This window comes from Sporosarcina sp. P19 (assembly GCF_002743165.1).
GTDB lineage: Bacteria > Bacillota > Bacilli > Bacillales_A > Planococcaceae > Sporosarcina > Sporosarcina ureae.
This window is the reverse complement of the sequence record NZ_PDYR01000006.1, coordinates 112,179-121,427: the sequence shown is the minus strand read 5'-3', so window position 1 is coordinate 121,427 and position 9,249 is coordinate 112,179. Positions and strand designations below refer to the sequence as shown.

Genomic DNA, 9,249 nt, shown 5'->3' with positions numbered 1-9,249 from the left:
GGGAACACAAAATGGCGATTAAGAAGTACAAAGCTACCTCCAACGGACGTCGTAACATGACTTCTTCTGATTTTGCTGAGATTACAGCTAGCAAACCAGAAAAATCATTGCTTGCACCAGTCAAGCGTAAAGGCGGACGTAACAACCAAGGTAGAATGACAGTTCGTCACCAAGGTGGAGGACATAAGCGCCAATACCGTGTCATCGATTTCCAACGTCGGAAAGATGGCATTCCAGGACGCGTTGCTACGATCGAATATGATCCAAACCGTTCAGCAAACATCGCATTAATCAACTATGCAGATGGTGAAAAGAAATACATCCTTGCTCCTAAAGGATTGACAGTAGGTTCCACAATCATCTCAGGACCTGAAGCGGACATCCGTGTAGGAAATGCTCTACCATTAGAGAACATCCCTATGGGGTCTACGATTCACAATATTGAAATGAAGCCAGGCAAAGGCGGACAATTAGTTCGTTCAGCAGGAACTTCAGCTCAGTTACTAGGACGCGAAGGCAAATACGTCATCATTCGTCTACAATCAGGAGAAGTTCGTATGATTCTTGCTACTTGCCGTGCTACAATCGGTCAAGTTGGTAACGAGCAACACGAATTGATCAACATTGGTAAAGCAGGTCGTTCACGTTGGTTAGGCAAACGTCCAACTGTTCGTGGATCTGTAATGAACCCTAACGATCACCCACACGGTGGTGGTGAAGGACGTACACCAATCGGTCGTCCAAGTCCTGTTACTCCTTGGGGTAAACCAACTCTTGGATTCAAGACACGCACGAAGAACAATAAATCAGATAAACTTATCGTTCGCCGTCGTAAAAAATAATGTTATTGCACTGCGGTTCAGTAGATGGACCGTAGTACATACTCGGAAGGAGGTTCCAGAATGGGCCGCAGCTTGAAAAAAGGACCTTTTGCAGATGACCATTTACTAAAAAAGGTTGACGCACAAAAAAACTCAGAAAAGAAACAGGTTATTAAAACATGGTCACGCCGTTCAACAATCTTCCCGACTTTCATCGGATTAACGATTGCAGTATATGATGGGCGTAAACACGTTCCTGTTTATGTAACAGAAGATATGGTAGGTCACAAACTAGGTGAATTCATACCTACACGCACATACAGAGGCCATGGTGCCGACGATAAGAAAACAAAACGCTAATTTGAGAGGAGGTTATCCTGATGCAACAAGCTAAAGCATCTGTACGCACAGTCCGTATTGCTTCTCGCAAAGTTCGTTTGGTCGTTGATCTTATTCGCGGCAAGAATATAGGTGAAGCTATGGCTATTCTACGACTTACGCCTAAAGCGGCATCTCCAGTCGTGGAAAAATTATTGAAATCAGCAATTGCAAACGCTGAACATAACTACGAAATGGATACTGAGAACTTAATCGTCAGTGAAGTATTCGTAGATGAAGGACCAACAATGAAACGTTTCCGTCCGCGCGCACAAGGTCGTGCAAGTGCGATTAACAAACGTACAAGCCACATCACATTAGTGGTATCTGAAAAGAAGGAGGGGTAATTAGTGGGCCAAAAAGTACATCCTAATGGACTCCGTGTAGGCGTCATCCGTGACTGGGACTCAAAATGGTACGCGGAAAAAGACTATGCGTCCTTACTACATGAAGACTTAAAGATTCGTGAATACATCGAAAAGCGTCTTATCGAAGCTTCAGTTTCAAAAGTTGAAATTGAGCGTGCTGCTAAGCGTGTTAATATTACAATCCACACTGCAAAGCCAGGTATGGTTATCGGTAAAGGTGGTTCCGAAGTAGAAACACTTCGTAAGCAACTTAACGAAATCACAGGCAAGCGTGTACACATCAACATCGTAGAAATCAAACGCGCTGATTTGGATGCGAGATTAGTCGCAGAATCAATCGCTCGTCAATTAGAAAGTCGTGTATCATTCCGTCGTGCACAGAAACAAGCAATTCAACGTACTATTCGTTCTGGCGCAAAAGGAATTAAAACACAAGTGTCTGGTCGTCTCGGCGGTGCTGATATCGCTCGTGCAGAACACTACAGTGAAGGAACTGTCCCTCTTCATACATTACGTGCAGATATAGATTATGCACATGCTGAAGCTGATACTACTTATGGTAAGCTTGGCGTAAAGGTATGGATTTATCGTGGTGAAGTCCTTCCAGTAAAAGTTAAGAAGAACTCTGGGGAAGGAGGCAAATAATATGTTAATGCCTAAACGTGTAAAACATCGTCGTGTATTCCGTGGGAAAATGCGTGGTGAAACAAAAGGTGGCGCTACAGTTCAATTTGGTGAGTATGGTCTTCAAGCTCTAGAAGCAAGTTGGATCACAAACCGTCAGATTGAATCTGCTCGTATTGCTATGACTCGTTACATGAAACGTGGCGGTAAAGTATGGATCAATATTTTCCCGCACAAACCATATACTAAAAAGCCTCTAGAAGTCCGGATGGGTTCCGGTAAAGGTGCTGTAGAAGGCTGGGTTGCAGTTGTGAAACCTGGTAGAGTAATGTTCGAAATTGCAGGTGTTTCAGAAGAGGTTGCTCGTGAGGCACTTAGACTTGCATCGCACAAACTTCCTGTAACAAGCAAGTTTGTAAAACGACAAGAAATTGGTGGTGAGTCTAATGAAAGCTAATGAAATTCGTGACTTAACAACTGCAGAGATCGAGCAAAAAGTGAAATCACTTAAAGAAGAGCTTTTCAACCTTCGCTTCCAGTTAGCGACAGGTCAATTAGAAAACACTGCACGCATCCGTGAAGTACGCAAATCGATTGCGCGCATGAAAACTGTAATACGACAAAGAGAAATCAGTGCAAATAACTGATGAAGGAGGTTGCAGCCATGACTGAGCGTAACCAGCGCAAAGTATACACAGGCCGTGTGGTTTCCGATAAAATGGATAAAACCGTAACGGTAATGGTAGAAACATACAAAAAACATTCTTTATACGGTAAGCGTGTAAAGTACTCTAAGAAACTTAAAGTTCATGATGAGCTAAACGAAGCGAAAATCGGCGATGTTGTTCGTATTATGGAAACTCGTCCATTATCGGCAACTAAGCGTTTCCGTCTTCTAGAAGTCGTTGAAAAAGCGATCATCATCTAATAGGTTTTTAACCCAGATTTCGGAAGGAGGTAACCTCGATGATTCAACAGGAAAGTAGAATGAAAGTTGCTGACAACTCTGGTGCACGCGAAGTACTAACAATTAAAGTACTAGGCGGATCAGGTCGTAAAGTAGCTAACATCGGTGACGTAGTTGTTGTTACGGTTAAGAAGGCAACACCAGGTGGCGTTGTTAAGAAGGGTGACGTCGTTAAAGCCGTCATTGTTCGTACGAAAAGTGGTGTTCGTCGTAAAGACGGTTCATACATTACATTCGATGAGAATGCTTGCGTTATTATTCGTGATGATAAAGGGCCACGTGGAACACGTATTTTCGGACCAGTTGCTCGCGAACTACGCGACAGTAACTTCATGAAAATTATTTCACTTGCTCCAGAAGTTCTTTAATTCTAATGACAGAGCCAGTCAAGGAGGTGCGATAAATGCACGTTAAAAAAGGCGACAAAGTAATGGTGATCTCTGGGAAAGATAAAGGTAAAACAGGTGTGATCCTAACTGCTTATCCGAAAAAAGACCGTGTGCTTGTTGAAGGTATTAATATCGTCAAAAAACACACAAAGCCGAACCAAGAAAATCCACAGGGCGGAATTGTAAGCCAAGAGTCTACAATTCATGTCTCAAACGTGATGGTAATCGATCCTAAAACAGGCGAGCCGACTCGTGTAGGTTATAAAATGGAAGACGGTAAAAAAGTACGTATTGCAAAAAAATCCGGTGAATCACTGGATAAGTAAGTATTGCATGAAGGGAGGTCCGACTGATGAGTCGTTTGAAAGAGAAGTTTTCTAAAGAAATCACACCTGCTCTAATGAGCAAGTTTGAATATACATCTGTTATGCAGGTTCCTAAAGTAGACAAAATCGTTATCAACATGGGTGTTGGTGATGCTGTCCAAAATACAAAAGCACTTGATGCAGCTGTAGAGGATCTTGCAACTATTTCAGGTCAAAAACCAGTCATTACTAAAGCGAAAAAATCTATCGCAGGATTCCGTTTACGTGAAGGTATGCCGATCGGAGCAAAAGTAACGCTTCGCGGTGAGCGCATGTATGAGTTTCTCGATAAATTAGTTTCAATCTCATTACCACGTGTACGTGACTTCCGTGGCGTTTCTAAAAAAGCGTTTGACGGTCGCGGTAACTATACTCTTGGTGTGAAAGAGCAACTTATTTTCCCTGAAATTGACTTCGATAAAGTATCAAAAGTACGAGGGATGGATATCGTCATCGTGACGACAGCTAACACTGATGAAGAAGCACGTGAGTTGCTTGCACAGTGTGGCATGCCATTCCAAAAGTAAAATAATAGGGAGGCGAAAACGTGGCTAAGAAATCTATGATCGCTAAACAGAAACGTACGCCAAAGTACAAAGTACAAGAATATACACGCTGCGAACGTTGTGGTCGTCCACATTCAGTATATCGCAAATTTAAACTTTGCCGTATTTGTTTCCGCGAACTTGCATACAAGGGACAACTTCCTGGCGTTAAAAAAGCCAGCTGGTAAACCCCTAATTAGGGAAGGAGGTTAATTCAAATGACAATGAGTGATCCGATTGCAGATATGCTTACACGCATCCGTAATGCGAACATGGTTCGCCACGAGAAGCTTGAGGTACCTGCTTCAAACGTAAAGAAAGAAATCGCCGAGATCTTAAAACGAGAAGGTTTCGTTCGTGATGTGGAATACGTGGAAGATAACAAACAAGGCATCATCCGCATTTTCCTAAAATACGGTCAGGATAACGAACGCGTTATCAATGGCTTAAAACGTATTTCTAAACCAGGACTTCGTGTATATGCTAAATCAAACGAAGTACCTAAAGTACTTAACGGCTTAGGTGTTGCACTAGTTTCTACATCAAACGGTGTATTAACAGACAAAGAAGCCCGCGCTAAACAAGTCGGCGGAGAAGTCGTCGCTTACGTTTGGTAATTAGCTACAATTGAATGGAGGTGCAATAGAATGTCCCGTATTGGTAATCGTCAGATCGAAGTTCCTGAAAGTGTTACTGTAACAATTTCAGATGCAAACTTCGCTACTGTTAAAGGTCCGAAAGGTGAACTTTCGAGACAATTAGATAAAGAAATTACGATCACTCAAGAAGGCAATGTAATTACATTTACTCGTCCTTCTGAATCAAAAGCTCACCGTTCAATTCACGGTACTACACGCTCTGTTCTTAACAACATGGTAGTGGGAGTATCTACAGGATTTGAACGCACACTTGAATTGGTTGGGGTTGGATATCGTGCTTCTATGCAAGGGAAGAAACTTGTATTGAACGTAGGTTACTCACACCCAGTAGAGTTCACACCAGAAGAAGGTGTAGAAGTTGAAGTTCCAGCGAACACGAAAATAATCGTTCGCGGATACAACAAAGAACACGTAGGTGCTCTTGCTTCTAACATCCGTCAAGTACGTCCGCCAGAGCCGTATAAAGGCAAAGGTATTCGTTATGAAGGCGAAATCGTTCGTCGTAAAGAAGGTAAAACAGGTAAATAATACCGCTTGAGGTATTTGGAAGGAGTGACTCCGATGATCACGAAACAAGATAAAAACGCTGTCCGTAAAAAGCGTCACGCACGTGTGCGTACGAAAATCAGCGGAACTGCAGAGCGTCCACGTCTAAACGTTTACCGTTCAAACAAACACATCTATGCACAATTGATTGATGATTTGAATGGCGTAACAATCGTTAGCGCTTCTACAAGAGATAACGATGTTGAGGCTGGATCTACAGGTAACACTGAATCTGCAGCTAAAGTCGGCGAGCTTATTGCAAAGAAAGCTGTTGAAAAAGACGTTAAAGCGGTTGTATTCGACCGCGGCGGATATCTTTTCCACGGCCGTGTAAAAGCATTAGCTGACGCTGCACGCGAAAATGGTCTGGAATTTTAATTAAGAGGGAGGGACATATTTCATGCGTCGTAATGATCAGAACAAAAGTGAGTTTGAAGAACGCGTAGTAACGATCAACCGCGTTGCGAAAGTTGTAAAAGGTGGACGTCGTTTCCGCTTCACTGCACTTGTCGTAGTCGGAGATAAAAACGGTCGTGTCGGTTTTGGTACTGGTAAAGCACAAGAAGTTCCAGATGCAATCCGTAAAGCAATTGAAGATGCGAAGAAAAACTTGATTGTAGTGCCAATGGTCAAAGGTACAACTCCACATGAAGTAATCGGACGCTTTGGTGCAGGACAAATCCTCATCAAACCAGCTGCTCCGGGTACTGGTGTTATCGCAGGTGGACCTGTCCGTGCGGTACTTGAACTTGCAGGCGTCACGGATATACTTTCTAAATCTCTTGGATCAAGCACACCGATCAACATGGTACGTGCAACAATCGAAGGGTTGCAGAATTTGAAACGCGCAGAAGACATTGCCAAATTGCGTGGTAAATCCGTAGAAGAACTGTTAGGTTAAGGGGGGAAATACAATGACGAACAAACTTGAAGTCACCCTTACGAAAAGTGTTATTGGTTCAAAGCCAACACAGCGTAAAACAATTGAAGCACTAGGCCTTCGAAAGTTAAATCAAACAGTTGAGCATCAAAGCAACGATGCCATCCGTGGTATGATTACAAAAGTTAGCCACTTGGTAACCGTTAAAGAAATTTAAGTACTATTTTACAATAAGGAGGTGCCGATAAGATGAAATTACATGAGCTAAAACCAGCTGAGGGATCTCGCAGAAACCGCAAACGTGTTGGTCGTGGGATTGGATCTGGAACAGGTAAGACTTCTGGTAGAGGTCATGACGGCCAAAACGCTCGTTCAGGCGGCGGTGTACGTCTTGGTTTCGAAGGTGGACAAATTCCTCTTTTCCAACGACTTCCTAAGCGCGGGTTCACGAACATCAATCGTAAAGATTATGCTATCGTTAACCTCGACACATTAAATCGTTTCGAAGAAGGCACGGAAGTAACGCCGGAATTGTTAATTGAAACTGGTGTTGTAAGCAACGCCAAATCTGGTATCAAGATTCTGGGTAACGGAACACTTGATAAGAAGATCACAGTACGTGCTAACAAATTCTCCGCTTCTGCAAAAGAAGCAATTGAAAAAGCAGGCGGGCAAACAGAGGTGGTATAATGTTTCAGACAATCTCTAATTTCATGCGTGTGAAGGAGATCCGGTCTAAAATAATTTTCACCCTCCTAGTGCTCATCGTTTTTAGACTAGGGACATTTGTTCCGGTTCCAAACGTTGATGCAACTGCTTTACAACAATCAGATAACCAGTTTATCGGATTCTTGAACACATTTGGTGGGGGAGCACTATCCAACTTCTCGATCTTTGCAATGGGGATTATGCCGTATATCACGGCATCCATCATTGTACAACTCTTGCAGATGGATGTTGTTCCAAAGTTTACTGAGTGGTCAAAACAAGGTGACGTCGGAAGACGTAAACTTGCACAATTCACAAGATATTTCACGATCGTTCTAGCCTTTATTCAAGCACTTGCCATGTCGTTTGGTTTCAACCAAACATTTGGCGGTACACTGATTCAAGACAATAGCGTATCTACGTATATCACAATTGCAATTGTGTTGACTGCCGGTACTGCTTTCCTTCTATGGCTTGGTGAACAAATTACTGCAAAAGGTGTTGGAAATGGTATTTCCATCATTATCTTTGCAGGGATTGTTGCCGGCATTCCAAATGCAGTTAACCAGTTGTATGTAACGCAAATTCAAGACGCTGGAGATGCACTATTTATTAGAATTGCAACGATGGTCTTACTGCTGATCGTGATCGTAGCCATAGTGGTCGGGGTTATTTACTTCCAAGAAGCATTGAGGAAAATTCCGATTCAATATGCGAAACGTGTCTCAGGACGCAATCAGTCTGTTGCAAGTCAACAAACACACTTACCTTTGAAATTAAATGCTGCAGGAGTTATCCCGGTAATCTTTGCGGTGGCATTCTTTATAACGCCACAACAAATCGCTCCATTTTTCGGTGAGAACAGTGTAACTAAAACTATTATTCGGATCTTCGATTATACGAATCCGATTGGTATGATTTTGTATGTAACACTTATTATCGCGTTTACGTATTTCTATGCATTCATTCAAGTGAATCCAGAAAATATGGCAGACAATCTGAAAAAACAAGGTGCATACATTCCAGGAATTCGTCCAGGAGCAAACACTCAAAAGTACTTAACAAGTACTCTGTATAGACTGACGTTCGTCGGCTCGATTTTCCTTGCTGTCGTAGCGGTTATGCCGATCTTCTTCATCAACTTGGCGAATTTGCCTCAATCCGCTCAAATCGGCGGAACGAGCTTGCTCATCGTAGTAGGGGTTGCACTTGAATCAATGAAGCAATTAGAATCACAATTAGTGAAGAGACATTACAGAGGCTTTATGAAATAAAAAGCAATAGCCTGACCTATTGTAAACAAATGGAGGGCAAGGACGTATGAATATCGTATTAATGGGTCTGCCTGGTGCTGGTAAAGGCACACAAGCAGACAAAATTGTCGAGAAATACGGAATCCCTCATATTTCTACAGGCGATATGTTCCGAGCTGCCATCAAAGATGGCACGGAACTTGGAGTTAAAGCAAAATCGTTCATGGATCAAGGAGCATTAGTTCCTGATGAAGTTACCATTGGTATCGTGCGTGAACGTTTAAGCAAACCGGATTGTGACAAAGGATTCTTGCTTGATGGTTTCCCTAGAACGGTCCCACAAGCTGAAGCACTAGATGCTTTACTTGAGGATTTAGGAAAAAGCATTGAGTACGTATTGGATATCGAAGTCGATACGGAAGAATTGGTGGCAAGGTTATCTGGCCGTCGAATTTGTAAAGTATGTGGCACATCGTATCACTTGATCTTCAACCCGCCAAAGGTAGAAGATGTGTGTGATAAAGATGGCGGAGAACTTTACCAACGTGCAGATGACAATCCGGATACTGTCATGAATCGTCTGGAAGTAAATATGAATCAGACAGCTCCTTTACTCGACTTTTATGGCGAAAAAGGTGTACTGACTAAAATTAATGGCCAACAGGATATTAATCTTGTATTCAAGGACTTAGATGCAGTTTTGCAACAAGGTAAAAAGTAATCAATCCTTTTCGGGCACATCTTCT

General features: G+C 42.6%; 19 protein-coding genes. All 19 read left to right on the top strand.

Annotated features, from left to right (window positions below; genetic code table 11):
- The first annotated feature begins 11 nt into the window (after positions 1–11).
- From rplB to CSV74_RS08670, 19 genes are read left to right on the top strand one after another with little or no spacing between them, the layout of a single operon-like run.
- Positions 12–842 (top strand): 50S ribosomal protein L2, encoded by an 831-nt coding sequence (gene rplB, locus CSV74_RS08760; RefSeq protein ID WP_029053274.1) that lies wholly within the window; start codon positions 12–14, stop codon positions 840–842.
- A gap of 60 nt (positions 843–902) precedes the next feature.
- A complete protein-coding gene (gene rpsS / locus CSV74_RS08755) occupies positions 903–1,181 on the top strand; it encodes a 30S ribosomal protein S19 (protein WP_099691360.1) in 279 nt (92 codons plus the stop codon).
- Positions 1,182–1,201: 20 nt separating this feature from the next.
- Positions 1,202–1,546 carry a 50S ribosomal protein L22 gene (rplV, locus tag CSV74_RS08750; protein WP_037561627.1) on the top strand — a complete coding sequence of 115 codons (345 nt, stop codon included), beginning with the start codon at positions 1,202–1,204 and terminating at the stop codon, positions 1,544–1,546.
- Positions 1,547–1,549: 3 nt separating this feature from the next.
- Positions 1,550–2,212, top strand: coding sequence for a 30S ribosomal protein S3 (gene rpsC, locus CSV74_RS08745; RefSeq protein ID WP_029053271.1), 663 nt, complete (start codon positions 1,550–1,552; stop codon positions 2,210–2,212).
- A 1-nt stretch (position 2,213) separates the two neighbouring features.
- Entirely contained in the window at positions 2,214–2,648 is a 435-nt protein-coding gene (gene rplP / locus CSV74_RS08740; RefSeq protein WP_029053270.1) for a 50S ribosomal protein L16, read from the top strand.
- A complete protein-coding gene (gene rpmC, locus CSV74_RS08735) occupies positions 2,638–2,838 on the top strand; it encodes a 50S ribosomal protein L29 (RefSeq protein WP_025783856.1) in 201 nt (66 codons plus the stop codon). The genes rplP and rpmC overlap by 11 nt, the downstream gene beginning before the upstream one ends.
- Positions 2,839–2,855: 17 nt before the next feature.
- Positions 2,856–3,119 (top strand): 30S ribosomal protein S17, encoded by a 264-nt coding sequence (gene rpsQ / locus CSV74_RS08730; RefSeq protein ID WP_029053269.1) that lies wholly within the window; start codon positions 2,856–2,858, stop codon positions 3,117–3,119.
- Positions 3,120–3,157: 38 nt separating this feature from the next.
- Positions 3,158–3,526, top strand: a complete 369-nt coding sequence (gene rplN, locus CSV74_RS08725; protein WP_029053268.1) for a 50S ribosomal protein L14 — start codon at positions 3,158–3,160, stop codon at positions 3,524–3,526.
- A 35-nt stretch (positions 3,527–3,561) separates the two neighbouring features.
- On the top strand, positions 3,562–3,873 hold the full coding sequence (gene rplX / locus CSV74_RS08720) for a 50S ribosomal protein L24 (RefSeq protein WP_029053267.1): 312 nt from the start codon (positions 3,562–3,564) through the stop codon (positions 3,871–3,873).
- Between the two features lie 26 nt (positions 3,874–3,899).
- Complete coding sequence (gene rplE, locus CSV74_RS08715; RefSeq protein WP_029053266.1) at positions 3,900–4,439, top strand: 50S ribosomal protein L5; 540 nt, start codon at positions 3,900–3,902, stop codon at positions 4,437–4,439.
- Between the two features lie 20 nt (positions 4,440–4,459).
- Complete coding sequence (locus CSV74_RS08710; protein ID WP_008298870.1) at positions 4,460–4,645, top strand: type Z 30S ribosomal protein S14; 186 nt, start codon at positions 4,460–4,462, stop codon at positions 4,643–4,645.
- A gap of 30 nt (positions 4,646–4,675) precedes the next feature.
- On the top strand, positions 4,676–5,074 hold the full coding sequence (gene rpsH, locus CSV74_RS08705; protein ID WP_029053265.1) for a 30S ribosomal protein S8: 399 nt from the start codon (positions 4,676–4,678) through the stop codon (positions 5,072–5,074).
- A 30-nt stretch (positions 5,075–5,104) separates the two neighbouring features.
- Positions 5,105–5,644 (top strand): 50S ribosomal protein L6, encoded by a 540-nt coding sequence (gene rplF / locus CSV74_RS08700; RefSeq protein ID WP_029053264.1) that lies wholly within the window; start codon positions 5,105–5,107, stop codon positions 5,642–5,644.
- A gap of 33 nt (positions 5,645–5,677) precedes the next feature.
- The gene (rplR, locus tag CSV74_RS08695; protein ID WP_029053263.1) at positions 5,678–6,040 is read left to right on the top strand and encodes a 50S ribosomal protein L18; all 363 of its coding nucleotides are present in this window, start codon (positions 5,678–5,680) and stop codon (positions 6,038–6,040) included.
- Between the two features lie 22 nt (positions 6,041–6,062).
- The gene (rpsE, locus tag CSV74_RS08690) at positions 6,063–6,563 is read left to right on the top strand and encodes a 30S ribosomal protein S5 (protein ID WP_029053262.1); all 501 of its coding nucleotides are present in this window, start codon (positions 6,063–6,065) and stop codon (positions 6,561–6,563) included.
- 13 nt (positions 6,564–6,576) lie between these two features.
- Positions 6,577–6,759, top strand: coding sequence for a 50S ribosomal protein L30 (gene rpmD, locus CSV74_RS08685; protein ID WP_029053261.1), 183 nt, complete (start codon positions 6,577–6,579; stop codon positions 6,757–6,759).
- A 32-nt stretch (positions 6,760–6,791) separates the two neighbouring features.
- Entirely contained in the window at positions 6,792–7,232 is a 441-nt protein-coding gene (gene rplO / locus CSV74_RS08680) for a 50S ribosomal protein L15 (RefSeq protein ID WP_083034249.1), read from the top strand.
- On the top strand, positions 7,232–8,524 hold the full coding sequence (gene secY, locus CSV74_RS08675; RefSeq protein WP_029053259.1) for a preprotein translocase subunit SecY: 1,293 nt from the start codon (positions 7,232–7,234) through the stop codon (positions 8,522–8,524). The genes rplO and secY overlap by 1 nt, the downstream gene beginning before the upstream one ends.
- 46 nt (positions 8,525–8,570) lie before the next feature.
- On the top strand, positions 8,571–9,224 hold the full coding sequence (locus CSV74_RS08670; protein WP_029053258.1) for an adenylate kinase: 654 nt from the start codon (positions 8,571–8,573) through the stop codon (positions 9,222–9,224).
- The last annotated feature ends 25 nt before the right edge of the window (positions 9,225–9,249 follow it).